Here is a 23,879-nt window from a genome sequence, read left to right on the forward strand (position 1 = left end):
GTTATCCCTCTTCCTCCGCCAGGTCCTTCAGTCTCTCCGTAAGCCCCATGATCTCCCTGATGGACTGTTCGGTCTCCCGGGCGCTCCCCGCTACCTGCTGGGCTACATCCCGCACCTCCGCCATGGTTTCCGCCATCTGCTCGCAGGCCGAGGTCTGCTGCTGGGTAGAGAGGGTAATCTCCTTGGCGGAACGGGCCGTTTCTTCTACCATGCCGATAATGTTGCCAAACGACAGCTGGACCTTGTCCACCAGGGTCGCTGCCGAATCCACTCCTTTGGTCCCCTCTTCCGTCACCATGATGGTGCTGTTGGTCGCTTTTTGAATCTCCTCGATGAGGCCCTTGATCTGCCGCGTCGCCTCAACAGTACGTTCCGCCAGGCGTCGCACCTCCTGGGCCACGATGGCAAAGCGCTTACCCGCCTCCCCGGCACCGGCAGCCTCGATGGCAGCGTTCAGCGCCAGCAGGTTCGTCTGGTCGCTGATCTCGTCGATGATCTCGACGATACCACCGATCTTCTGACTGTTGTCCCCTAGCTGCAGCATGCTGTGGGCGATGCTCTGAACCTGGCTCTTGAGATTCGCCATCCCCTCAATGGCGTTACTCACATCCCCCGTACCCGCCATGCAGCTCCGGGTGGTCTCCTCCGCCATCGACTCCACCGACTTGGCATTGTCGGTGATCTGCTTGGCAGTGATGGCGATCTCCTCGGACGTGGTAGACACCTCCTGCACCGCCGTCGCCTGCTGGGTCGCCCCCGCCGACTGCTGGGCGCTGATGGCCATCATCTCATTGGCCGAGCTGGAAAGCTGGATGATAGCCTCCTTGATGGACGCAACGAGACGGTTCGTCTTTTCGATCTCCCCCTTCAGGTTCTTGACGATGACGTTGGTCATCTTGTTGAACGCCTCGGCCAGGGTCCCGATCTCGTCGTTGCTTTCGATCGGTATCGTTTCGTCCAGGTTGCCGTCGGCAATTCGCCGGGCCACCTGGGTCAGACGGAGGAGCGGACGGACGGTGAAGCTCACCACGAGGTAGATCGTCAGGCTCGCAACCAGAAGCATGATGAGCATGGCAACGATGATCTGGGTGCGGAGCGCGGCAATTTTCTTGTCGGTCTTTTCCATGGAAAATCCGATGCGGAATCCCCCCCAGTGCTTGCCGTTGACGAATACCGGCGCAGAGATGTCCCACATCCGTTCTCCCGTATCCCGGGAGTAGACCTGCTTGAAGAGCTCCTGTTCATTCTTGGCGGCCTTCAGCCCCACCTCGTCGTTGAACAGACGCTTGGTCCGGTTGCCTACCTTGTCCTTCTCCTTGTCCCCCGTGAGAGGTTTGGAATACTTGGTGTTATGGGTCGGGAGATAACCGTTCCGGTCCACCAGGACGGCAAAAACCACCTGGTCGTCCTTCAGGTACTCGTCCTCCAGTTCCTGGATGGTCTTGTCCAGGTAGGTATCGTATTTGGTATGGAATTTCTGCGGGTCGGTGCCGGGAATCGGCACGTAGTTCGTATCGAAGATATCCTCCGCCGTGAAGCGGCCGCTTGCGATGGCATCATCCAGAATTCGCTCCATCAGCTTGGCACCGGTCAGGGCCTCCATACGCCCCTTGGAGAGGAGTTCCTCCTCCATGGACACGCTGCGCGACCGGACGAAGTAGACGGTAAAGATCGCCATGATGACGATCATGACCATGATGAGAATTCCGGCAATCTTGACTGACAGTTTATTGAACATAATCACTCCTTACCAAAGGGATTGCGAATGGTGAGTCTGCGAATAATGGGACATAAGAGGATCCCGTCAGCCATGGTCGATCACGATTTCAGGTGCCGCAAGCAGGCGCCCGATGTCGAGCAGTATCACCAGACCGTCGGAAAGCTGAAGCTGACCGCGCAGATAATCGCGCTGGGCACCGCTCAGGGATTTGACCGCCACCTCGAAGGTGTCGAGGGGAAGTGCCGCAACCCCCTTGATCGACTCGACCAGGAGGCCGGTGTGGAACTTCTCCCCCTTCACCACGATAATCCGTCCCGACGGGCCGAAGGGGAGCTGGGGGAGCCCCAGGAGAGGCCGGATATCCATGGCGGCGACAATCTCCCCCCGGAGGTTGAATACCCCGACGATCAATTCCTGCACCTTGGGGATCTTCACCAGCCGCGGAATACGCAGCACCTCCGCCGCATGGATGGTTTCAAAGGCGTAGGTTTCCCCCCCGAGGGCGAACGTGACGCACTCCAGCTGCTCCTCTAACGCCTCCTCCACCGCTTCCAGTCCTTGCCAGTACTCATCACGCATCTCCTTGAGGATGCCATCGATGTTGTAACCGGCCCTGTTTTCCTCACCCATGGTCGAACTCTCCCGAAAAACGCTTTTCGTTTAAGCGATACGCGCCAGTTCCATCCTCACCCGCTCCATGAACACCTCCCGCGACAGCCCGCCTCCGTAAGGAACCACGTTCCCGTCGGGCGAATGTTCCAGGAGCCTGAGGCAGTTGCGGAATTCCCGCATCCCATCACGCTCCCGCCCCAGACGGAAGTAGAGCCGTCCCATGCAGTAGTGGGGCATGATGAAGTCCATGCTGAGGAGAAGTGCCTTGCGGTATTCGACCAGCGCATCCGGCAACTGCTCCTCTATTTCCAGAACCAGCCCTCGAAGGAAATAGGCCTCGGGATGGAGGTCGTTCCTCGCCAACACCTCGTCGCACAGGGCCAGCGCCTCCTGGAATTGGGCTCTGTTGGCAAAGACGAATCCCTTCATGACCAGGGCATCCAGATGGTCGGGCTCTTGCCGCAGGACATCCGCAAGCAGCGTCTCCGCTCCGCTGAAATTCTCCGCATCGAAGAGTTCCCGGGCCTGCCGGTAAAGCTCTTCCGGCGTCGGCACCACCGCTGGCTGAGGAACCGGCACCGGCACCTTCAAGGAGCGCGGTGCTGCTGGCCGGGGGGGCAAAACCGTTTTTTTCACCGGCCGGGGCTTCTGAGGCTTCGCCGTCGGCAATGCAACCACAGCCGACGGAGACTTTTTACGGTAATAAAATCCGCTCTCCCGGCTCACCCGCTCGAACTTGGTAGAAATCTGGGAAAGGGCCTCTGCATGGCCGAGGAACAGGTGCCCTCCCGGGGCAAGGGTGGCTGCAAACTTGTCGATAATCTGCCGGGTCGTGGCAAGGGTGAAGTAGATGGTCACGTTGCGGCAGAAAATCACATCCAGTTCCCGAAACGGGCCGTTCGGCTGGGGGAACGCAGTCGTCTGGAGATTGAGATGGGAAAACTCCACCAGCTGCTTCACCTCGTCGCGGATGAGGTAGCTGTCGCCGACCCGGTTGAAATATCGTTCCAGATACCGTGGTTCCATGGCCCGCAGGGACCAGGGGCGGTATACCCCTTCCCGGGCTCGCTGCAGCGAACGGTTGTTGATGTCCGTGGCCAGGATTCTGATGTCACGCTTGCGCCAGTCGGGAAGGGCCTCCATGATGGTCATGGCCAGGGAGTAGGGCTCCTCGCCGGTGGAACAACCGGCCGACCAGATACGGAGCGGCTTCCCGGCCAGTTCGCCGCCGACCAGTTGACGGAGGGCTTCGAAATGGGCCCGATAGCGGAAAAAGTAGGTTTCGCCGACAGTCAGATGCTGGAGGAGTTTCTGCAGCTCCTGACGGCTCTCCCCGTATTCGGTCAGGTAATCGAAGTAGTCCCGGTACGAGGCGCAGTGGATGGCGGTCATCCGGCTGGTTATCCCCCGCTCCAGGAGTTTCAGGTTGCGGCGTTCGAAATGAAGACCACTGTGGGTCAGGAGGTAGTCGCAGTAAAGACTGCTCTCCTCCTCCGTCAGATGCCCCAGCCGCGCCGGCGGTACCCGTTTGCGCCCCCCCCGTGAGAGGAGAGCCAGATTCTGGCGAAGCCGGTTCACGTCAATCGGCTTGAGAAGGAAATCGAATACATTGGGGTATTCGTATTCCATCGCCGGGTCTGCGGAAATGACGATGATGGGAAGGCGCTCCCCCTCCTTCCCACGCTGCAGCCGCTGCACCAGATCGACGGTGGAAATCTCCGGACAACCGTCTTCGATGACCACCACGTTCGGTGCCGTCGTCTGTACCGCCCGCAGCGCTTCTTTCATGGATCCTGCAGGTATGATCTCGTGACCGTCCCGCTTGAGCAGAACGGTCAGGAAGCGCCCGAGGGCCTCATTGGTATGGACCAGAAGGATGGTACGGGGCATGGCCTCTTCCTCTCGCCGTAACGCCATGCATGAACGCTGTCCCTACAGGCGCGTCAGGCGGACTGCTGCTCCCTGCTCCAGGAATCGCGCAGGGTGGCCGTCCGGTTGAATACCGGTACGCCGGGGACGGAATCCCGGGAATCGACCGTAAAATACCCCTGCCGCTCGAACTGGTAGTGGCTCTCCCCTGCCGCATCCGCCAGGCTCGGCTCCAGACGGACGGCGGGCAACACTTCCAGGGCGAGGGGGTTAATGAACGCCTTGTATTCCTGCCCCCCCTTGTCCGGGTTGGGAACGGAGAAGAGACGGTCGTAGAGGCGCACCTCCGCCGTCACGGCATGGTGCACCGATACCCAGTGGATAGTCCCCTTCACCTTCCGGCCGGCCGCCGGTCCGCCGGTACGGGTGTCGGGGTCATAGGTACAGCGCACTTCCACCACATCCCCGTCCCCGTCCTTCACCACTTCCGTGCATTTCACGATGTAGGCATACCGCAGCCGCACCTCCTGACCGGGGGCCATGCGGTGAAATCCCTTGACCGGTGTTTCCATGAAATCGTCCCGCTCGATATATACCTCCCGGCAAAAGGGAATCTGACGGCTCCCCAGCTCCGGACGCTGGGGGTGGTTGGCCGCCGTGAATTCCTCCACTTCCCCCTCGGGAAAGTTCACGATGACGAGCTTCAGGGGGCGAAGCACCGCCATGGCGCGCGGTGCGTTGGCATTCAGGTCGTCGCGGACGCACTCCTCGAGCACCCCCATATCGATCCAGCTGTCGCTTTTACCCACGCCAATGCGCTCGCAGAAGGTACGGATGGAGTCGGGGGTGTAGCCGCGCCGGCGGAGACCGGCAAGGGTCGGCATGCGCGGATCGTCCCAGCCGTCCACATCACCGTCCTGAACCAGCTGGAGGAGCTTCCGCTTGCTCATCACCGTGTAGGTCAGATTGAGGCGGGCGAATTCGTACTGACGGGGGTGATAGATGCCGAGCCGGTCCAGAAACCACTCGTAGAGAGGTCGATGGGACTCGAACTCCAGGGTGCAAACGGAGTGGGTGATTCCCTCGATGGAATCGCTCTGGCCGTGGGCGTAATCGTACATCGGGTAGATGCACCAGGCATCGCCGGCATGGGGGTGGGGAGCATGGAGGATCCGGTACATGACCGGGTCGCGCAGGTTCAGGTTCGGTGAAGCCATGTCGATCTTCGCCCGCAGCACCCGGGCGCCGTCGGCAAACTCGCCGGCCCGCATCCGCCGGAACAGGTCGAGGTTCTCTTCCACGGTGCGGTTCCGGTAGGGGCTCTCCGTTCCCGGCTCGGTCAGGGTCCCTCGATGGGCACGGATCTCTTCGGCGGTCAGATCGTCCACATAGGCGTCACCCTGCCGGATGAGCTGTTCTGCCCACTGGTAGAGTTGCTCGAAGTAGTCGGATGCGTAGTAAAGGTGCTCCCCCCAGTCGAAGCCGAGCCAGCGGACGTTCTCCTTGATGGATTCAGCATATTCGATCTCTTCCCTGGCAGGGTTGGTGTCGTCGAAACGAAGGTGGCAGCGGCCACCGAAATCCCGCGCCAGTCCGAAGTTGAGACAGATGGACTTGGCATGGCCGATATGGAGGTAACCGTTGGGTTCCGGCGGAAAGCGGGTTGCTATCGTCTTATGCCTGCCATTTTGCAGGTCATCCTCGATGATGGTGCGGATGAAGTTGGTCGTGGTTGTCTGTTTCGAAGCGTCGGTTTCGGGTGTACTCATCGATTCTTCTACCTTCCAGCGAATTTATTTTTCTTCCATAAGCGCCACCGCATGGGCGGCAATCCCTTCGCCCCGGCCGCAGAAGCCGAGTTCCTCGGTGGTGGTCGCCTTGACGTTGATCCGGTCCGCATCCGCGGCCAGCACCCGAGCGATGTTCTCCCGCATGGCCGGGATGTAAGGGGCGAGCTTTGGTCGCTGGGCAACGACGGTGGCATCAACATTCCCCAGCCGGTACCCCTTCCGGTCGGCGAGCCCCATCACGTGGGCCAACAGCTTGAGGCTGTCGGCCCCCTTGAACTGGGGGTCGGTATCGGGGAAGTGCCGGCCGATGTCACCCTCGCCGATGGCGCCGAGGATGGCGTCGGAGATCGCGTGCAGCAGCACATCCGCATCCGAATGCCCCAGAAGCCCCTTCTCCCAGGGGATGTCCACCCCCCCAAGAATCAGCTTCCGCCCCTCCACCAGCCGGTGCACATCATAGCCATGACCAATGCGCATATGCGTCTCCAATGCATTTATATCCAGTATTCATGTGTGGTAAACGCGATTTTTTCGCAAGGTCAAGGCGATCGAAGGATTGCGCGGAGGCGTAGCAGCGCTACGCCGCACAAGCGGTCCTGAAGATCAACGCAGAGATTGCGGAAAAGGCACGTTTACCGAAGAAATGCTTCCGCCAGAACAAGGTCCTCCGGCGTCGTAATCTTGATATTGCGGTAATCCCCCATGACCACATGGACATCCTTCCCGAGGCGCTCCACCAGCGAGGCGTCGTCGGTCCCCAGGTATCCTTCGGCGGCGGCGATTTCGTGAGCGGCACGGATCACACCGTAGCGGAATGCCTGGGGGGTCTGGGCGAGCCAGAGCTGCTCCCGCGGCGGAGTTTCCCGGATGACCCCGTCAACGACCACCTTGACCGTGTCCTTGGCCGGCACCGCCACAAGGGCACCGTCATGTTCCTGTGCCACCCGGATCGCCTTTTTCAGCACCGACACAGGAACGAACGGCCGCACGCCATCATGGATGAGGATGACCCCGTCGTCCGGCGTCCCGTCAATGGCCCGCAACCCGTTGAGCACAGAATGCTGCCGCTCCGCTCCGCCGGCTACGATGCCCCGCACCTTGCGGAACCCGTACCGTTCCACCACCTGCTCCCGGCAAAAGGGGATCTCCGCCTCCGGCGAAATGACGTAAATATCATCGACTTCGGGAAGAGCTTCGAATACTCCGATCGTATGGGCAACAATCGGTTTTTCGTCCAGGAGGAGGTACTGCTTGTTGATGGCGGCACCCATCCGTTTTCCCATCCCCGCGGCGGGGATGAGCGCTATCACTTTCATGAATCGGATCCCTGTCGTTGCGCCGACCAGAAATGACGCAATACATAAAAATCAAACAAAACTCACCCAACTATAACGACCGGTTACTTTCCCGGTCAATTAAAAAATCCCGCTTCATATAAAAAGCTGTTTTATTATACAAAATAAAACAAAAAAAACCAGCTTTTATTATCATCCCCCCCATGAATTTCACTCCGTTGCGTGGACGTATGGCAAACAAACAGGCAGTGATTTAACTGAATTGATCAGTCTTTGGCAAAGTTCGGACGGTGTTGAAGGGAGTACGAGAAAACGCGAAGACGAAAGGGAGACGGGCAGGAGGACACCGACCCGGGATATTTCGCCATCAAGCTGCCGATGTCAAACAAGCGCTTTGAGTGCGGCAAGAAGGAGTGGAACATCAGCATCGAGGATGGTGCGGAGGTCGAGAAGGAACTCCCCTTTGGCAATTCTGCCGACAACCGGCACGGCACCGGTGCGCAGACGGGCCTCCAGCTCCTGGGGGGAAAGACCGGCCATTCGGATGGCCAGGAGGAACGTCGGCAGCTCCTGACCGGGAAGGGCTCCCCCTCCCACCTGTGAAACACCTTTCACCAGGGTGACCTCGACCGCGGCCGGAAGGTTTCGGCGCAGAAGCCGGATGACTCGCCTCCCCTTGCCTGCCAGTTCGGCAGAAGTGACCGTGAGCATGCGCAGGGTCGGAATGGAGGCAAGGGCCTGCCGTTCGTCCCGGTACAGGGCCAGGGTCCCTTCCAGGGCCGCAAGGGTCAGTTTGTCGATTCGGAACGCCCTGAGCAGTGGATGTTTCTTCATCGGGTCGAGACACGCCTTTCGTCCGACGATGAGCCCCGCCTGAGGACCGCCGAGGAGTTTGTCCCCACTGAAGGTGACCACGTCGATGCCTGCCCGGACGAATTCCTGGATCGTCGGCTCGCTACCCATGCCAAACCGGGCCAAATCGATGAGGTTGCCGCTCCCCACATCCGCCATGACCGGCAGGCCATAGTCCCTGCCGAGCTCCACCAGTCGGGGTGCGGTAACCTCGGCGGTAAAGCCGATCGTGGCGAAGTTGCTGGCATGCACCTTGAGAAACAGCGCGGTTTCGGTGGTTACAGCTGCACGATAGTCGTCCGGGTGGGTCCGGTTGGTCGTACCCACTTCCCGCAGCAAGGCTCCGCTCTGCCCCATGATGTCGGGAATCCGGAATGACCCGCCGATCTCCACCAGTTCGCCGCGGGAGACCACCACTTCCTTGCCGACGGCCATGGCTGCCAGCGCCAACATGACCGCGGCCGCATTATTGTTCACCACCAGTGCCGCTTCGGCACCGGTCAACTCACAGAGCAGCTCTTCCACATGGGAATAGCGGCTCCCACGCTCTCCTGCTTCCAGGTCGAACTCCAGGTTTGAATAGCCGTAAGCGATACGGTCAAGCTGCTCCCGAACCTTTTCCGGCAGGGGGGATCGGCCGAGGTTAGTGTGGATAACCACCCCGGTGCCGTTCACAACCCGCTTCAGGCTCAGAGACGTGTCACGCTCAACCGCCGCAGCTATTCTGGATGCAATAGTTTCCACCGGCGGCAAAACGAATGACGTTCCTTCCATGGCTTCCCGGCGTAAAGAATCCAGGACAGTTCGCACCCCTTTGAGTACCACCGGGCGGGGGTAAGCAATCAGAATCGCCTGGACTCCGGGCCATACCAACACCTTGTCGACTTTGGGAATGTTCTTGAGAACCGACACGAAAAGCTCCTCACGGCGGGTGGTTGATCAAGGGATAGTGCTTCAGTGAATAAAACCTATAGTAAATGGCAGGAGTTCGGCTTGTCGCACCCGGTCCGGGGCGGGATTGAATGGTTAGCCGCCGGATGGCAACGGGGGATAGTGTGGTAACGTTCCACGGGAAAGGGCGACAACCCGCCAGGCATTGCCGTTGAGGACATCCTCCGATCAGATATCCATATGGAGGGCGGCCTTTCGTTCCGCTGCCTTGAGGGGCGAACTCCCCTGCATGAGCACCTTGCCGCCGTACTCCGCATTCTTGCGCACGAGCTTCTCTGCCAGATCGGCATTCCGCTTGCGGAACGCCTCGATGATCTTCTCGTGCTCCTGCACCGAGATATGCATCCGGCCGGGGAGGCTCAGGGAAGCGACGCGGAGACGCTGAAACTTGTTGAGCAGATTGGAGATCATTTCCTGGAGTTTTTCATTGTCGGACGCACGGATGAACAGATCGTGAAAATCGTTGTGTATCTTGAAGAAGTGCCGTATGTCGCCTTCGTCCGCCATCTGCCGCAGCTTGCTGTTAATCGCGTCAAGCTTTTCAAGATCCTTGTCCAAAAGCTTTTCGCACGCACAACGTGCCGCATACCCTTCCAGTATGCTCTTTATGGCGTAAAACTCCTCCACATCACGCGGGGAAAAGGACGTCACGACCGCGCCCTTGCGGGGGATCACCGTCAAATACCCTTCCGACTCCAGTTGCCGGAAGGCCTCGCGTATCGGTGTCCGGCTGATGCCGAACTTCTCCGCTAGTTCGGGTTCTGCTACTTTCTCCCCCGGCTTCAGCCCTCCGCTCATGATGGCGTCGCGGATTGTTTCCAGTATTTTCTCCCTGAGGGTCAGGTGCTTTTCAATGCTTTTCTTCATAAATTCCCCCTTATGAGGATAGATGAATTGTATACAGTATACATTATTTGTCAAGATATTCTAGCAAACCCGGCTTCCAGTCGAGTTTAAGCGCTACCGAAACCATGCAATTATCTTGAATTTTGCATCGTCCGATAGTAATCTGTTCCACCATAAAGGAGCTCCATGGATCCCGTCCGGCATCTGAAAATTTCGTTCTTCGTACTCGTCCTGCTCATAACCATCGGCGTGACCGGATACATGGGGATCGAGAAGTGGAATTTTCTCGACGCCCTCTACATGACCGTCATTACCCTGGGTACGGTGGGGTTCAGGGAAGTCCACGACCTGAGCGATGCCGGCAAGCTGTTCACCATGGGACTGATTGTGGTCGGCGTCAGCGTCCTCGGCTACATCGTCGGGAGCCTTGCCCAGATCATGTTCGAAGGACAGTTCCAGCGGATTATCGGGAGGAAAAAGGTGGAAAAGAAGATCGATGCCCTTCAGGATCACTATATCATCTGCGGTTTCGGCCGCATCGGCGCCCTGATTTGCAAGGAATTCGCCGCCAAGCCCCTCCCGTTCCTGGTAATCGAAAAACACCCCGAGGTCCACGAGAAGCTGCACCAGGAAGAGTACCTTCACATCAGGGGGGACGCCACCGAGGACGAAACCCTGCTCAGGGCAGGAATCAAGCGGGCCAAGGGACTCATCTCGGTAGTCACGTCCGACACGGAAAACGTGTATATCACCCTGACCGCACGGGGGCTCAATCCCGACCTGTTCATTCTGGCCCGTTCAGGAGAGGAAGGGTCGGAAATCAAGCTGAAGCGGGCTGGCGCAAACAAGGTGGTCTCCCCCTACGTGATCGGCGGGGGCCGCATGGCCCAGGCAATCCTTCGCCCCAATGTGGTGGACTTCATCGAGATCGCCACCGGCCGAGAACACTTGGAACTGCAGATGGAAGAAATCCTGATCCCGCCGGAGTCGAGCTTTGCCGGGGAAAACCTGGTCAGCTCCGGCTTCCGCAAGGAAACCGGCGTCATCATCATCGGCATCAAGAAAGCCGTCGGCAAGATGGTGTTCAACCCCAATCCCCACGCCAAGATGGAGGCTAACGATACCCTGATTGTTCTCGGCGAGCCGGCGGCCATCCAGAAACTGGAGCAGTTGATCAGTTGCAGCAACTGCGCAACCGACGTCATAAAAAAACACAGGAAAGAGCCGACCCCCCATGAATGATCGACTGTTCGTCCACGTTCCCTATTCATTCCTGCAACAGAACCTGGAGCTGGTACTCGCCAAAGGGGTCAATCCGGAAGTATTCTTCTCCGGCGACATGCTCGACACCCTCATCCCCGAGGAACTGGCAGCCATCGCTGCAACCCTGGCCGGCAACGGCCTTGCAACCACCATCCACGCACCTTTCATAGACCTGAACCCGGGCTCCGTGGAGCGGCTCATCCGCGACGTCACCCGCCACCGCTTTGCCCAGCTGCTTGGTGCAGCCGCCCATCTCAAGCCGAGGGTTGTCGTCTTTCACCCCGGGTACGACCGCTGGCGGTACGGGGAAAGTCAGGACAAATGGCTTCAGCACAGCATCGCCACCTGGCAGGAGGTCCTCCCCCGTGCCGCGGAAATCGGCTTTACCGTGGCCGTGGAAAACATCTTCGAGGAGGAGCCGTCCACCCTTCAGGCGCTGTTCGAGGCACTTCCCCAGCTTCGGCACTGCTTTGACGTGGGACACTGGAACCTGTTCACCAAGGTGGGAATGGAGGAATGGTTTGCCACGCTGGGAAGCTTCATCGCTGAAGCCCACATCCACGACAACCATGGCCGGCGTGACGACCATGCCCCGGTCGGCGAGGGAAACATCGACTTCGCCCTTTTCTTCCGGCTCATGGCACAGTACGCCCCCCAAGCCGCCTGGACCATCGAGGCCCACAGCAAGGAGGACCTGGACCGGTCACTTACGAACATTCGAACGTTTCTGTAAACGGCATAAATTCAAATCACAAAAATAAACCGGCGGGTCCTCCCCGCCGGCTGTCTTTCCTTCCAACAATCCTATCTTCTTTTTTTTTCAATCCACACATTTCATAAATACGGAGAGAACAGCTTGGCTGCGGCATCCCGCACCTTGACGGGAAGGCTGCGGGCATCCATCTCCGCCAGAGTGACCTGGTGGGAACAGGCCACGGCGGCCATGAAATACGCCTCCAACTGGCGGGTAAAGTCGGCATCGTAGACCTCCAGGTCAAGCTCGAAATTGAGCCGGAGGCTGCGGGGGTCCATGTTCGCCGAACCGATGAGGCTCCAGACGCCATCCACCAGGAAGAGCTTGGTATGAACGAACGGTGGCGGCTGATAATAAATCTTTATCCCCAATTGCAGCAATTCCCAGAGATAGGCCCGACTGGCCCAATGAACAAAGGGAAGGTTGTTGCGGGCGGGAAGCACGAGTACCACATCGACGCCGCGCAAGGCCGTGGTGATGAGGGCGGAAACCAGGGGCCGGTCGGGAATGAAATAGGGGGTCATGATCAGAACCCGGTTGCGGGCGCAGGCAAGCGCCCCCATGATGATCCAGTGGAGTTTGCGGAACTCCTTGTCCGGGCCATCGCCGACGACCCGGGCCATGGCGTTCCCCGCTTCCATCAATGGCGGAAAATGGCTTCGATCCGCCAGCAGGTCACCGGTGGCAAAGTACCAGTCCTCCAGAAACACCCGCTGCAGATCGGCCACCACTTGTCCGTCCACCCTGAAATGCATATCCGCAACCGCCGGCGGTTTGCCGCTCCTCTCCACCAGGTGGCGGTCACCGATGTTCATCCCGCCGGTGAAGCCGATCTGGCCATCCACCACAAGGATTTTCCGGTGGTTGCGCAGGTTCACGTACCCCCCCTGGCGCAGGGGAAGAAACCTGCCGATTTTGACGCGCGACCCGCGCAGGAGACTGCGCATGGTAGGTCGGGAGTATTTTTCGCCGAGGCTGTCGATGATCACCCGCACCTCGACTCCCCGATCGGCTGCCGACTTCAGGGCGTCCGCGAACCGGCGGCCGGTGGCGTCGGAGTCGAAAATATAGGTGCTCAGGTGGATGGAACGGGTGGCCGTGTCGATGGCTGCCAGCATGGCAGGGTAGGCGGCTTCACCGTTTTTCAGGGGAAGGATGCAGTTGCCGGACAAAAGTGCGGAACTTACCAGCCGGTCGGAAAGCGCCCGCAGTTCCTGCAGGTTGGATGCTTCGAGGGGGATGTCTCCGGCCACCTGCAACTCCAGGCGGGCGGGAAAGTCGTCCCAGCCGGCAAAGAGGCGCCCGCTCTCTTGCCATTGCCGGGCCGTCCGATATATCCAGTTGACCCCCATGGTCCAGTAGAAGAACGGGCCGATTACCGGCAGGGTGATGCTGGTGACGATCCACCCCAGGGCAGAGCGGGGGTCGCGTTTCATGATCAGGGCGTGGAGCGCCGACGTGAGCGACAGCGCCACGACAAACGAGATCAGTATCCCCAGCAGAAAATGGTCCAAACACCCCTCCGGTGCCAACAAGCTCGTTAATTAAATAAATAGCATAACTCGTGGCAAAATACAGACATAAAAACGGGGGCCACACTGCGCCCCCGTCTGCAAGACTCTGGGTAGACTCCATTTATAGCAGGCTGTATGGCTCGGCCCGCTTCGCCCACTCGCTGGCCGGATAGTCAGCTGCCAGCTTTTCGTAGGCCTGCTTGAGCGCCGCAGCATCGTGACTCGCCTTGAACCGGCTCACCCCGCGGAGGTAGACCGCCTCGGGGGCAAAACCGCTCTGGGGGAAGTCGGACAGCACCCGGTCAAAATGGATGATGGCATCATTGAAATCCCCCGTATCGAAATCGGTTTTCCCCATTCCGAGGAGCAGCGAGGCGATCAGGTCGTCGGGGGGAAGGAAGCCGACGGTCCGGTGGTGCTCCTTCCCGTAAAAATCGAGAGTGATGAGGGTGGGGGTCCAGGTGAGTTTGAACTCGTCGGCCAGCGGCTTGCTGTCCGCCGGCACCCGGATCGGCACGAGGCTTGACGTGATGAAATCGAAGACCTTCACATTGGGATACGTGACCGCATCCATCTGTTTACAACCAATTCAGCCAGGGTTGAAGAAGTCGAGCAGTATCGTCTTATGTTCGGTCCGCCCTCGGACGAGGGCACTGTTAAAATCGGTCTCCCAGTCGATGATGCTTGCCATGACACTACCTCCTCTGGTTGTTTGATTGTCGGAACCGGGATCTGCCGTACGCCGGATTGTGGGTAAATCGTAGCTCACTCCCGGGCGGAGTCAAGGAGACGCGTACGGTGGGTGCTCCCCCTTGCAGTTTCGTCCGGCAATGATTATACTGGGCTGGTAACCGACTGTTGTCACGGGAAATTACCTGCTCAAAGGATGGACACCATTATGAATACACTGAAGACGACCTTTCTCATGGCCCTGCTCACCGTGCTGCTAGTACTGGCCGGTGGCGCCATCGGCGGCAGGGGGGGAATGACGTTCGCCCTCATCATGGCGGGAGTGATGAACTTCGTCTCCTACTGGTTCTCCGACAAGATCGTCCTCGCCATGTACGGCGCCCAAGAGGTCACCGAAGCCGAGCAACCCGAGTTCTACGGGCTGGTGCGCCAACTTGCAACACAGGCCGCCATCCCCATGCCCCGGGTCTACGTTATCCCTTCGGAGACCCCCAATGCCTTCGCCACGGGACGAAACCCGGAACATGCCGCCGTGGCGGCGACCGCCGGCATCATGCGGATACTGACCCGCGAAGAACTGATGGGAGTCATGGCCCACGAACTGACCCATGTCAGGAACCGCGACATCCTCATCTCCTCTGTCGCCGCCACCATCGCCGGCGCCATAACCTATCTGGCCCATATGGCACAATGGGCCGCGATCTTCGGCGGCGGACGCGACCGGGACGAGGAAGGGGGAGGATTCGGCCTGATCATCATGGCCATCGTCGCCCCCATAGCCGCCATGCTCATCCAGATGGCCATCTCCCGTTCCCGGGAGTTTGGCGCCGATCGGGGTGGTGCCGAAATCAGCGGCAACCCCCTCTTCCTGGCCAACGCCCTCCGCAAACTGGAGATGGCCAACCGGCAGATCCCGATGGGAGAAGCGAGCCCGGCTACGGCCCACATGTTCATCGTCAACCCCCTCACGGGGGGTGGAATCATGTCCCTCTTCTCCACCCACCCCCCCATGGAAGAGCGGGTACGGCGGCTGGAAGAGATGGCGTACGGGCCGAGAGGCTAACGCCTCAGCCCAGAAGTTCGAAGCGCGGAAGTCAGCCTGTTACCTCCCCCCTCCGCGCTATTCTCTTCCCACTTCTGTACTGCCAATATTCCGCACTGAGGAGTTAACTTGACCACAACCCCGCGCCGTGCCGCCTTCGACATCCTCCTTCGCATCGAAAAGGAGCGTTCCTACGCCGACATCCTCCTCGACCACGAACTGACCCATGGAACGTTGCAGGGGCCGGACCGGGGACTCCTGACCGAACTGGTCTACGGCGTGCTCCGGCGTCAGGGAACCCTCGACCACGTCATCGACCAATTCGCCAGCCAGAAGACCGGCCGACTGGAGCGCTCCGTCCACCTCCTGCTCCGCCTCGGCATTTACCAACTCCTCTACCTCGACCGGATTCCGACCGCAGCGGCGGTCCACGCCACCGTGGAACTGGCCAAGACCCTCGCACCCCGCGCCAGCGGCTTCATCAACGCCGTGCTGCGCCAGACCGACCGGGAACGACAGAACATCCGCTTTCCCGACCCCGTGAACAAACCGGCCGCCTACCTGGCAGCCGCCTGGTCCGAACCGCCGTGGCTCACCGCCCGCTGGCTGGAACAGCTGGGGCGGGAGGAGGCGGAAGCACTGGCCAGGGCCATGGTCGAACCGGCACCCCTCACCATTCGGGTAAATACGCTTCGGACAAGCCGTGAAGAGCTGCAGGCCCGGCTCGCCAGCGAAGGAGTCACCAGTACCCCTTGCAGATACTCGCCGGACGGGCTCAGGATCGATAGCCCTGTCGCCATCGGCAAGGTGGCAAGCTTCCAGGAGGGGCTTTGCACCGTCCAGGACGAATCGTCCCAGCTGGCAGCCATTTTCCTGGCTCCGGAACCGGAAGAGCGGATCCTCGACCTCTGCGCGGCACCCGGCGGAAAGAGCACCCACCTGGGCCAGCGCATGGGAAACAGCGGCACCATCCTCGCCTGCGACATCGGTGTCCGCAAGCTCCGCCTGATCGAGGAGGCCGCAACACGCCTCGGCATCAGCACCATAACCACTACCCCCGTCGACGCCACAAAACCCCTCACCGCACTCTCGGGAGAGCAATTCAACCGCATCCTGGTAGATGCCCCCTGCTCCGGACTCGGCGTCATCCGCCGCAACCCGGAGGGGAAATGGTGGAAGAACCCGGCTGACATCACCGCCCTGGCCCGGACCCAACGGGCTATCCTCCACAATGCCGCAGAGATCCTCCCGTCGGGAGGAACCCTTCTCTACGGGGTCTGCTCCACCGACCGGGAGGAAACCGACGCCGTTCTGGAGGATTTCCTTTCCGAACAGGAGGAGTTCGTGGTAGAAGATTTACGTGAGCTTTTCCCCGCTCACCGGGAACTGTTCACCGACCGGGGCTTCTTCCGGAGCTGGCCCCACCGCCACGGCATGGACGGCTTCTTCGCGGCCCGGCTAAAAAGATTATCATAGGTCTCATAGGACCTATGTTTGGAGGTTCACATGAAAAAGATCGCCCCATCCATCCTCTCCGCCGATTTCGCCCGCCTCGGCGACGAGGTGCGGGCCGTGGCGGCAGCCGGCGCCGACTATATCCATGTTGATGTCATGGACGGTCATTTCGTCCCCAACATCACCATCGGCCCACTGGTGGTGGAAGCGGTGCGACGGGTGACCGACCTCCCCCTGGACGTGCACCTGATGATCGCCAACCCCGACCTTTACATCCCCGACTTCGCCAAGGCGGGAGCCGACATCATCGTGGTGCACGCCGAGGCGACCAACCACCTGCACCGGACCGTGCAGCTCATCAAGTCGTTCGGCAAGAAGGCCGGCGTCTCCCTGAACCCTGCCACCCCCCTCAACATCCTTGAGTACCTACTGGAAGAGCTCGACCTGGTTTTGCTCATGACCGTCAACCCGGGGTTCGGCGGCCAGTCGTTCATCGAGGCATGCCTCCCCAAGATCCATGCCCTGCGGGGAATGCTCGACAAGCGCGGGCTGGAGACAGAACTGGAGGTGGATGGAGGGGTCAAGACCGACAACATCGACCGCATCTCCCACGCCGGCGCCGACGTGTTCGTGGCGGGAAGCGCCGTATTCGGCAGCCCGGACTACACCTCCACGATCGCGGAACTGAAGCGGCGGGCGAAGGAACCGGTGCTTTAGAGGCAATTTTGAATTTTGAGTTATGAATTTTGAATTACAATCCAAAATTCAAAATTGACATTCCCATGGACCTGAAAGATCACATAAAGACCGCCCTGGCCGCCCACGTCCGGGTACCCATGGCCCCCGGACCGGTGCCGGCGGCGGTGCTCCTCCCCCTCTTCCTCAAACAGGGGGAATACCACATTCTCCTCACCAAACGGACCGAGCACCTCAACCATCATCGGGGAGAGATATCGTTCCCCGGCGGAAGCGCCGACCCGGATGACACGGACCTGCTCCAGACTGCCCTGCGTGAGACCTGGGAAGAGGTGGGGATCACCCCGGAGGATGTGGAGATTCTGGGGGTGCTGGACGATTTCTACTCCATCCACAACTACCTGGTCACCCCCTACGTCGGTCTCTTCCCCGCCGACTACCCACTCAGGATCAACGGCTGGGAGATCGAAAGGATACTGGAAGTCCCCCTCTCCCACCTGCTCCGGCCGGAGGTTTTCCGGACCGAGGACTGGAACTGGAAGGGGCGCCAGCATCCGGTCCATTTCTACACCTTCGGCAACGACGAAATCTGGGGACTCACCGCCGCCATCCTGAAGCAGTTCCTCGACCTGGTCTTTTCCGATAGCACAAGGGATGTGGTGAAATAGCCCTCGAAGGGGAAGGATACCGTGCCAACCAGCGTACTCGTCATTGATGATTCGGAAACCGTCCGCGACCAGATAATTCAGACACTGCGAAAATGTGCTCTCTTCGACCTGTACCGGCAGGCCGGAGATGGTATCGATGGGTTCAAGGCACTCCTCGACAAGCCCGCGGACCTGGTGCTCTGCGACCTGGAGATGCCACGCATGGACGGCTTCAAGTTCATGACCCTGATGCAGACGCAGGGGGCGCTTAAGGACATCCCGGTCATCATGCTGACCGGCCGGGAAGATCTGGATCTCAAAATCCGGGGACTGGAGCAGGGGGCGTGCGATTACGTCACCAAGCCCTTCGACGCCGGCGAACTGGTGGCGCGGGTCAAGGTGCAGCTCAAGATCAAGGCACTACAGGACGCACTGAAAAAGTCCAACGAACTCCTTACGGAACTCTCCAATACCGATCCGCTGACCGGCCTCAACAACCGGCGCTACTTTACGGAGGCCCTCGAACGGGAATTCCCGCGTTCCGTCAGGAAAAACGAGTCATTCTCCCTGGTAATGGCCGATATCGACCATTTTAAAAAAGTCAACGACACCTACGGTCACCAGGAGGGAGATATGGTCCTGACGATGGTGGCCGCCTTCATCAGGAACCTGATCCGTCGCTACGACACCGCTGCCCGTTACGGAGGCGAGGAGTTCGTTGTGATCCTGCCGGATACCGACGCCGCCCAGGCCCTGCAGTTCGCAGAGCGGCTGAGAAAGGGGATTGAAGAGATTATCTTTTCAGGAAGGCTCCAGCCGCTTAACGTCACCATCAGCCTCGGCGTTGCGACTTTTCCTTCCCCGCGAGTCAACTCCGTCGATACCCTGCTGCGGAATGCCGACGAGGCACTCTACCGGGCAAAGAAGAACGGCCGCAACCGGGTGGAGTCACTGGAGATGAATGGTTGAAGGACAGACATGGAGGGGACAGCCGGCACAGCGGGGGCGTTTGCGGCAGTGTTCCTTGCCGTGCTGGACGATAAGGGCATGGTATTCGTTGTAGAGACGGGGGTCGGCGGGAAGGTTGGCCATGAAGAGGGAGCGCACCGTTTCGTAGTCGGACTGCGGTTCGATGAGCTCCAGGGCCGCCAGGAGACGGATGGTGTAGCCATCCACTACAAACGTCGGCTTTTCCCCGGCATAGAGCAGGATCGAATCGCAGGTCTCCCGGCCGATTCCCGACACATCCAGCAGGTCCTCCCGCAGCTTCCGCCACTCCCCGGTGAACATCCGCTCCAGGCTCCCCCCATGATGATCGAACAGGTACGCCACGAACGCCTTCAACTGCACGCTCTTCACATTGAAAAAGCCGGAAGGACGGATCGCGTCCGCGAGCACCTCGATGGGTACGGCATGGAGCGCCTCGGGGGAGAGGAGGCCATCCCGCTTCAGGTTGGCGATGGCCTTCTCCACGTTCCGCCAGTTGGTATTCTGGGTAAGGATCGCCCCGACGCAGACCTCGAAGGGGTTCTCCGCCGGCCACCAGTGGCGGTGGCCATAGCGGGCCAGGAGGAGATCGTAGATTTCAACGAGACGTGCCGACACCTCGTTGCGCCTCACCCCTCACTTCCACCGAGAATCCTGTCGTACACACGCCGCACCTGTTCCGTCACCTCTTCGTAGTCCTGCATGAGGGCATCCCCCGGGTGCTTCAGCTTCGGATCGTAACCGAGGCGGCGTGCCAGCTTGTCCAGGTACTCCCGCGGCCCCCCCAGGTCGTTCATGGAGTGGTCATGAAGGATCCGCAGCCGGTTCTCCAGCCGGCGTAGGAACTTGTAGCCATGGGAGAGGACGGCAAAATCATCCTCGCTGAGCAGACCGTCCCTCTTCATCCCTTTCAGGGCCGTAAGAGTGCTCGAACTGCGGATATCGGGATGTTCACAGCCATGCCGCAGCTGCAGGAACTGGACGATGAACTCCACGTCCACCATCCCTCCCCGGCCGGTCTTGATGTTGTAGCTCCCTTCGCTCTCCCGGGCGATCTCGTTCTCCATCCGCATCCGGAGACGATGGATCTCCCGGCGGGCATCGTCGGTCACGCAGCTTCCGTACACCGTCTGCCGGATGATCTCTCCGATGCTCTCCTCCAGCAGTCCCCCCCCCAACACCACTCGTGCCTTGGTGAGGGCCTGGCGCTCCCAGAGCTGGGACTCCTCCCGGTGATAGTCATGGAACGATTCCAGTGACGTGACCAGCGGACCGGCGTTTCCCGACGGACGGAGCCGGGTATCGATCTTGTAGGCGTACCCCTCCCGGGTCTGGGTGGTGAGGATGGAGATGATCTTCTGGGCGAGCTTGGCGAAGTATTCGTGGTTGGTCAGCTGCTTCTCGCCGTCGGTCACCCCTTGGTGGTCGTAGATGTAGATGATGTCCAGGTCCGAATGGTAGTTGAGCTCGTATCCCCCCATCTTCCCCATGCCAACCACGGCGAAGTCCGCTTCCCGCACCACCCCGTCGGCACCGGTCCAGGTCGGCCGGCCGAACCGGGTCAGCTCCCCTTGCGCCATCCGGTGGGCGGCGGCCAGGCAGACATCGGCCAGGTTGGTGAGCTGGGTGGCGATCTCGGTCTGGCCGAGCTTGCCGTAGGTGTCGTTCATGCCGATCCGGAGGAACTCCTCGTGGCGGTAACGGCGCAGCACGTCGAGCCGTTCCTCGAAATCCTCCGCCAGTTCCAGAAGCGCCGCGAGTTCGGTCTCCATCTCCTCTCGCTCCTTTACGAAGGTGGCATAGGAGCGGGACACCATGCTGTCCAGCAGTTCCGGATGGCTGAAAAATATCTTGGAGAGAAACTCGGACATCCCGAACAGAGAGACGAGCAGCTTGAGGATCTCCCGGTTCTCCGCCAGGAGGGCATAGAAGGAAGAGCGGGAGCCGACGGCGCAGAGAAACCGCTCCAGGTTGGTCAGTGACATGTCCGGGTCGGGGGAGGCAAATATCTCCTGGAGCAGCAACGGGGCAATCTTTTCCAGGAGCCGCCGCGCCCGCTCGGTGAGATGGGCCCGGGGAGGGCCGTCCCGCAGGAGGAGCAGGTGATCGTAGGCGGCATCGACCCTTTCGAAGCGTCGCTCCGCCAGCATGTCCTTGATGAGATCCGGATCGGCCGTCCGGTCGAAAAAAAAGTGTATCTCCGGATTCACCTCTTCTTGCAGCTTTTCGTCGCGGGAAAGGAAGAGCCCGCCGTAGATGACGGAGACGGCGGTGCGGTGCTCTTCCAGGACCTGCCGGAATTTTTCCTGGCCATTGGCGCGCAGGTATCCACAACGACGGGCAAGCGCCCTCATCTCCTCATCCTTCCGGGGAAGGGAGTGGGTCTGGCGCTCCTGCACCACCTGGATCCGGTGCTCCACCGTACGGAGGAAGCGGTATGCTTCGCGGAGAGCGTTGTAGTCATCCTCTTTAATGATACGCGCTTCCAGCAGTGCCTCCAGTGCCTTCAGCGAATTCTTCTGGCGCAGCGCAGGGTTCTTGCCGGCATAGACCAGTTGGAGGGCCTGGATGAAGAACTCGATCTCCCGGATGCCTCCTCGGCCAAGCTTTATGTTGTACTCCCCCTCCTGGGATCGGGCGAGGGACGCATCGATCTTCTTCTTCATCCCCATCATGTCTTCCACCAGGTTGTAGTCCAGGTACTTGCGGTAGACAAAGGGTTCGATAGCAGCCAGCAGCTGTTCGCCGAGGGGAATGGCGCCGGCCACCGGCCGCGCCTTGAGCATGGCGGCCCGCTCCCACGACTGCCCCCACGATTCGTAGTAAACCTCTGCGGAGCGAAGCGAACAGGCCATGTCGCCGCTCTTCCCCTCCGGCCGCAGCCCCATGTCCACGCGGAACACGAAACCGTCCTCAGTCACCTGGGAAACCGCCTTGGAAACCATCTCCCCCAGCTTGACGAAGAAGGCGTGGAGGGAGATTTTTCCCTTCACCCCCCCCTGTCCGTCGGGGACGCCGGCCGTTTCACCCTTGTCGGAGGAGTAGAAGTAGATGATATCGATGTCCGAAGAAAAATTGAGTTCCCGGCCGCCGAACTTCCCCATGCCGATAACGGTCAGATCCGCCTCCCGGTCACCCTGGGGGGTCTGCATGAGCGGTACGCCGTGTTCGGCGACGAGCCGGCGCCGGGCAACCTCATAGGCCACCTGGAGGGAGGCGGCGGCCAGAGAGGAGAGTTCGTCGGTCACCTCTTCCAATGGCGCTAGTCCGTTCAGGTCCCGGGCGGCAATGCGGAGTATCTCGGCAAATTTGAAGCGGCGCAGGACCTTGAAAATGGCGTGGTAATCGTCCGTATCCCCCGCCAGGGCACGCAGGACCGAAAGGGTTTCGTCTTCGCTGCGACGGACGTCGATCTGCCGCTCATTGAAAAGCTGGTGAAAATAGACGGGATCACGAACGATGATGTTGGTAAGGAAGGGGGAAGCTCCGCAGAGGGTTATCAATTGGGCCAGCCGCTGCTTCTTGCCGCAGACGGCCAGGAGCTCATCGCGATGGACAACGGTACTGATCCGCTCCAGGCCGTTCAGCGCCATGTCGGGGAGTGCTGTGGCAAGTGCGGCGATAGCGACCGATTTCAGGGTATCAAGGGGGAGAACATCGGCCAGCAGGCGCAGGTTGGTGGTCGAACGAGCACCATAGGCGAATCCGTGGTTCTCCAGGAAGACGCTGAATTGCTGGTCCTTCTCCGCTGCCGGCTCGCCAGTGAAGGCCTGTTCCAGAGCGGCGGCGAATTCGGCGCTCCGGGTCATTGCCCCACCAGCCGCTTCAGTTCCCGTTCGTAATCCCCCCGCACCACCCCCTTTTCGGTGATAATGCCGGTGATGTATTTGGCAGGAGTCACGTCAAAGGCGGGGTTGCGGACCTGAATCCCCTCCGGCGCTATGGGAAGGCCCTGGAGATGGGTGACCTCCCGGGAATGGCGTTCCTCGATGGGGATGGCGTCACCACTGGCAAGGGACAGGTCAAGGGTGGAGATAGGGGCGGCCACGTAGAAGGGGATGCCGTTCTCCCTGGCCAGAACGGCTACGCTGTAGGTGCCGATTTTGTTGGCGGTGTCGCCATTGGCGGCAATCCGGTCGGCCCCCACCACACAGCAGCTGATCTCCCCCTTCTTCATGAAGTAGCCAGCCATGTTATCGGCAATGAGGGTCACCGGGATGCGGTCCTTCATCAGCTCCCATGCGGTAAGGCGCGCCCCCTGGAGCCAGGGGCGGGTCTCGTCGGCAAACACCTTGATGTTCTTCCCCGCCTCGTGGGCGGCGCGGATTACCCCGAGGGCGGTGCCGTAGCCGGCCGTGGCCAGACCGCCGGCGTTGCAGTGGGTGAGGATGGTCGCTCCCTCTTTTATGAGCGCAGCACCGTTCTTGCCGATGGCCCGGCAGATCTGCAGGTCCTCCTGCTCGATGCTGATCGCCTCGGCCTTGAGGATGGCGCGGATACTGTTCAGGTCCTTGTCCCGGTTCGCTTCGGCGACCCGCTTCATCCGCTCGATGGCCCAGAACAGGTTGACTGCCGTCGGGCGGGTGCGGGCCAGGATATCGCAGACATTGGAAAGCTGCTGATAGAACGACTCGTGGGTATCGGCGATGATCTCCCTGCTCCCCAGGGCGACCCCCATGGCTGCCGCCACGCCGATGGCGGGAGCGCCGCGGATGATCATCCCCCGGATTGCCTCCGCCACCCCCTTGAAATCGCCGTACTCGTTGTACACCTCTTCGCCGGGGAGTCGGGTCTGATCAATCATCACCACCTTGTCGTCGCGCCATTCGATCGTTCTAAAGGACATCGCGTTTCTCCGTTGAAGTTCAAGGTTCAAGGTTCAAGGTTCAAGGTATA

General features: G+C 60.2%; 20 protein-coding genes. 7 read left to right on the forward strand and 13 right to left on the reverse strand.

Annotation, left to right across the window (positions count from 1 at the left end):
• Position 1 precedes the first annotated feature (1 nt).
• From LDN04_RS02350 to LDN04_RS02385, 8 genes are all read right to left on the reverse strand, one after another.
• Entirely contained in the window at positions 2-1,738 is a 1,737-nt protein-coding gene (locus LDN04_RS02350; RefSeq protein ID WP_223905950.1) for a methyl-accepting chemotaxis protein, read from the reverse strand.
• A gap of 66 nt (positions 1,739-1,804) precedes the next feature.
• Complete coding sequence (locus LDN04_RS02355) at positions 1,805-2,350, reverse strand: chemotaxis protein CheW (RefSeq protein ID WP_223905952.1); 546 nt, start codon at positions 2,348-2,350, stop codon at positions 1,805-1,807.
• 30 nt (positions 2,351-2,380) lie between these two features.
• Positions 2,381-4,222 carry a CheR family methyltransferase gene (locus tag LDN04_RS02360; RefSeq protein ID WP_223905954.1) on the reverse strand — a complete coding sequence of 614 codons (1,842 nt, stop codon included), beginning with the start codon at positions 4,220-4,222 and terminating at the stop codon, positions 2,381-2,383.
• 53 nt (positions 4,223-4,275) lie between these two features.
• Positions 4,276-5,970 carry a glutamine--tRNA ligase/YqeY domain fusion protein gene (locus tag LDN04_RS02365; RefSeq protein ID WP_223905956.1) on the reverse strand — a complete coding sequence of 565 codons (1,695 nt, stop codon included), beginning with the start codon at positions 5,968-5,970 and terminating at the stop codon, positions 4,276-4,278.
• Positions 5,971-5,994: 24 nt separating this feature from the next.
• On the reverse strand, positions 5,995-6,468 hold the full coding sequence (gene ispF / locus LDN04_RS02370; protein WP_223905958.1) for a 2-C-methyl-D-erythritol 2,4-cyclodiphosphate synthase: 474 nt from the start codon (positions 6,466-6,468) through the stop codon (positions 5,995-5,997).
• A 155-nt stretch (positions 6,469-6,623) separates the two neighbouring features.
• Positions 6,624-7,307 (reverse strand): 2-C-methyl-D-erythritol 4-phosphate cytidylyltransferase, encoded by a 684-nt coding sequence (gene ispD / locus LDN04_RS02375; protein ID WP_223905960.1) that lies wholly within the window; start codon positions 7,305-7,307, stop codon positions 6,624-6,626.
• Between the two features lie 360 nt (positions 7,308-7,667).
• On the reverse strand, positions 7,668-9,050 hold the full coding sequence (selA, locus tag LDN04_RS02380) for an L-seryl-tRNA(Sec) selenium transferase (protein ID WP_223905962.1): 1,383 nt from the start codon (positions 9,048-9,050) through the stop codon (positions 7,668-7,670).
• Positions 9,051-9,257: 207 nt separating this feature from the next.
• Positions 9,258-9,956: a GntR family transcriptional regulator gene (locus tag LDN04_RS02385; RefSeq protein ID WP_223905964.1), complete on the reverse strand. Its 699-nt coding sequence runs from the start codon at positions 9,954-9,956 to the stop codon at positions 9,258-9,260.
• Positions 9,957-10,121: 165 nt separating this feature from the next.
• On the opposite strand from LDN04_RS02385, the gene LDN04_RS02390 reads away from it, so the two are divergent.
• Positions 10,122-11,177, forward strand: a complete 1,056-nt coding sequence (locus tag LDN04_RS02390; protein ID WP_223905966.1) for a TrkA family potassium uptake protein — start codon at positions 10,122-10,124, stop codon at positions 11,175-11,177.
• Entirely contained in the window at positions 11,170-11,931 is a 762-nt protein-coding gene (locus LDN04_RS02395) for a sugar phosphate isomerase/epimerase (protein ID WP_223905968.1), read from the forward strand. Before LDN04_RS02390 ends, LDN04_RS02395 begins: the two co-directional genes overlap by 8 nt.
• 101 nt (positions 11,932-12,032) lie before the next feature.
• Here the strand turns inward: LDN04_RS02395 and cls are convergent, their stop codons facing one another.
• Entirely contained in the window at positions 12,033-13,466 is a 1,434-nt protein-coding gene (cls, locus tag LDN04_RS02400; RefSeq protein WP_223905970.1) for a cardiolipin synthase, read from the reverse strand.
• A gap of 121 nt (positions 13,467-13,587) precedes the next feature.
• Entirely contained in the window at positions 13,588-14,040 is a 453-nt protein-coding gene (locus tag LDN04_RS02405) for a tetratricopeptide repeat protein (protein WP_223905972.1), read from the reverse strand.
• A 324-nt stretch (positions 14,041-14,364) separates the two neighbouring features.
• Here LDN04_RS02405 and htpX point away from each other — a divergent pair, with 324 nt between their 5' ends.
• The 5 genes from htpX (at position 14,365) to LDN04_RS02430 (ending at position 18,965) form a co-directional block, all read left to right on the forward strand.
• Entirely contained in the window at positions 14,365-15,219 is an 855-nt protein-coding gene (gene htpX, locus LDN04_RS02410; RefSeq protein WP_223905974.1) for a zinc metalloprotease HtpX, read from the forward strand.
• Between the two features lie 108 nt (positions 15,220-15,327).
• Positions 15,328-16,674, forward strand: a complete 1,347-nt coding sequence (rsmB, locus tag LDN04_RS02415) for a 16S rRNA (cytosine(967)-C(5))-methyltransferase RsmB (RefSeq protein ID WP_223905976.1) — start codon at positions 15,328-15,330, stop codon at positions 16,672-16,674.
• A 30-nt stretch (positions 16,675-16,704) separates the two neighbouring features.
• Positions 16,705-17,370, forward strand: coding sequence for a ribulose-phosphate 3-epimerase (gene rpe / locus LDN04_RS02420; RefSeq protein ID WP_223905977.1), 666 nt, complete (start codon positions 16,705-16,707; stop codon positions 17,368-17,370).
• A 65-nt stretch (positions 17,371-17,435) separates the two neighbouring features.
• Positions 17,436-18,017, forward strand: a complete 582-nt coding sequence (locus LDN04_RS02425) for a CoA pyrophosphatase (RefSeq protein ID WP_223905979.1) — start codon at positions 17,436-17,438, stop codon at positions 18,015-18,017.
• 21 nt (positions 18,018-18,038) lie between these two features.
• On the forward strand, positions 18,039-18,965 hold the full coding sequence (locus LDN04_RS02430; protein ID WP_223905981.1) for a diguanylate cyclase: 927 nt from the start codon (positions 18,039-18,041) through the stop codon (positions 18,963-18,965).
• On the opposite strand, the gene LDN04_RS02435 is transcribed toward LDN04_RS02430, so the two are convergent.
• The 3 genes from LDN04_RS02435 to mtnA are packed head-to-tail and all read right to left on the reverse strand — an operon-like array spanning position 18,945 to position 23,829.
• Entirely contained in the window at positions 18,945-19,616 is a 672-nt protein-coding gene (locus tag LDN04_RS02435) for an endonuclease III domain-containing protein (RefSeq protein ID WP_223905982.1), read from the reverse strand. The two genes, LDN04_RS02430 and LDN04_RS02435, sit on opposite strands and share 21 nt — an antisense overlap.
• Entirely contained in the window at positions 19,613-22,792 is a 3,180-nt protein-coding gene (glnE, locus tag LDN04_RS02440) for a bifunctional [glutamate--ammonia ligase]-adenylyl-L-tyrosine phosphorylase/[glutamate--ammonia-ligase] adenylyltransferase (RefSeq protein WP_223905984.1), read from the reverse strand. Before glnE ends, LDN04_RS02435 begins: the two co-directional genes overlap by 4 nt.
• On the reverse strand, positions 22,789-23,829 hold the full coding sequence (mtnA, locus tag LDN04_RS02445) for an S-methyl-5-thioribose-1-phosphate isomerase (RefSeq protein ID WP_223905985.1): 1,041 nt from the start codon (positions 23,827-23,829) through the stop codon (positions 22,789-22,791). The genes glnE and mtnA overlap by 4 nt, the downstream gene beginning before the upstream one ends.
• Positions 23,830-23,879 lie beyond the last annotated feature (50 nt).

Source organism: Geobacter sp. AOG1, from assembly GCF_019972315.1.
Taxonomy (GTDB): domain Bacteria; phylum Desulfobacterota; class Desulfuromonadia; order Geobacterales; family Geobacteraceae; genus Geomobilimonas.

Coding starts and splice junctions, on each gene's coding strand:
- LDN04_RS02350 (WP_223905950.1), bottom strand. CDS start 1,738: ATGTTCAATAAACTGTCAGTCAAGATTGCCGGAATTCTCATCATGGTC.
- LDN04_RS02355 (WP_223905952.1), bottom strand. CDS start 2,350: ATGGGTGAGGAAAACAGGGCCGGTTACAACATCGATGGCATCCTCAAG.
- LDN04_RS02360 (WP_223905954.1), bottom strand. CDS start 4,222: ATGCCCCGTACCATCCTTCTGGTCCATACCAATGAGGCCCTCGGGCGC.
- LDN04_RS02365 (WP_223905956.1), bottom strand. CDS start 5,970: ATGAGTACACCCGAAACCGACGCTTCGAAACAGACAACCACGACCAAC.
- ispF (WP_223905958.1), bottom strand. CDS start 6,468: ATGCGCATTGGTCATGGCTATGATGTGCACCGGCTGGTGGAGGGGCGG.
- ispD (WP_223905960.1), bottom strand. CDS start 7,307: ATGAAAGTGATAGCGCTCATCCCCGCCGCGGGGATGGGAAAACGGATG.
- LDN04_RS02385 (WP_223905964.1), bottom strand. CDS start 9,956: ATGAAGAAAAGCATTGAAAAGCACCTGACCCTCAGGGAGAAAATACTG.
- LDN04_RS02390 (WP_223905966.1), top strand. CDS start 10,122: ATGGATCCCGTCCGGCATCTGAAAATTTCGTTCTTCGTACTCGTCCTG.
- LDN04_RS02395 (WP_223905968.1), top strand. CDS start 11,170: ATGAATGATCGACTGTTCGTCCACGTTCCCTATTCATTCCTGCAACAG.
- LDN04_RS02405 (WP_223905972.1), bottom strand. CDS start 14,040: ATGGATGCGGTCACGTATCCCAATGTGAAGGTCTTCGATTTCATCACG.
- htpX (WP_223905974.1), top strand. CDS start 14,365: ATGAATACACTGAAGACGACCTTTCTCATGGCCCTGCTCACCGTGCTG.
- rpe (WP_223905977.1), top strand. CDS start 16,705: ATGAAAAAGATCGCCCCATCCATCCTCTCCGCCGATTTCGCCCGCCTC.
- LDN04_RS02425 (WP_223905979.1), top strand. CDS start 17,436: ATGGACCTGAAAGATCACATAAAGACCGCCCTGGCCGCCCACGTCCGG.
- glnE (WP_223905984.1), bottom strand. CDS start 22,792: ATGACCCGGAGCGCCGAATTCGCCGCCGCTCTGGAACAGGCCTTCACT.
- mtnA (WP_223905985.1), bottom strand. CDS start 23,829: ATGTCCTTTAGAACGATCGAATGGCGCGACGACAAGGTGGTGATGATT.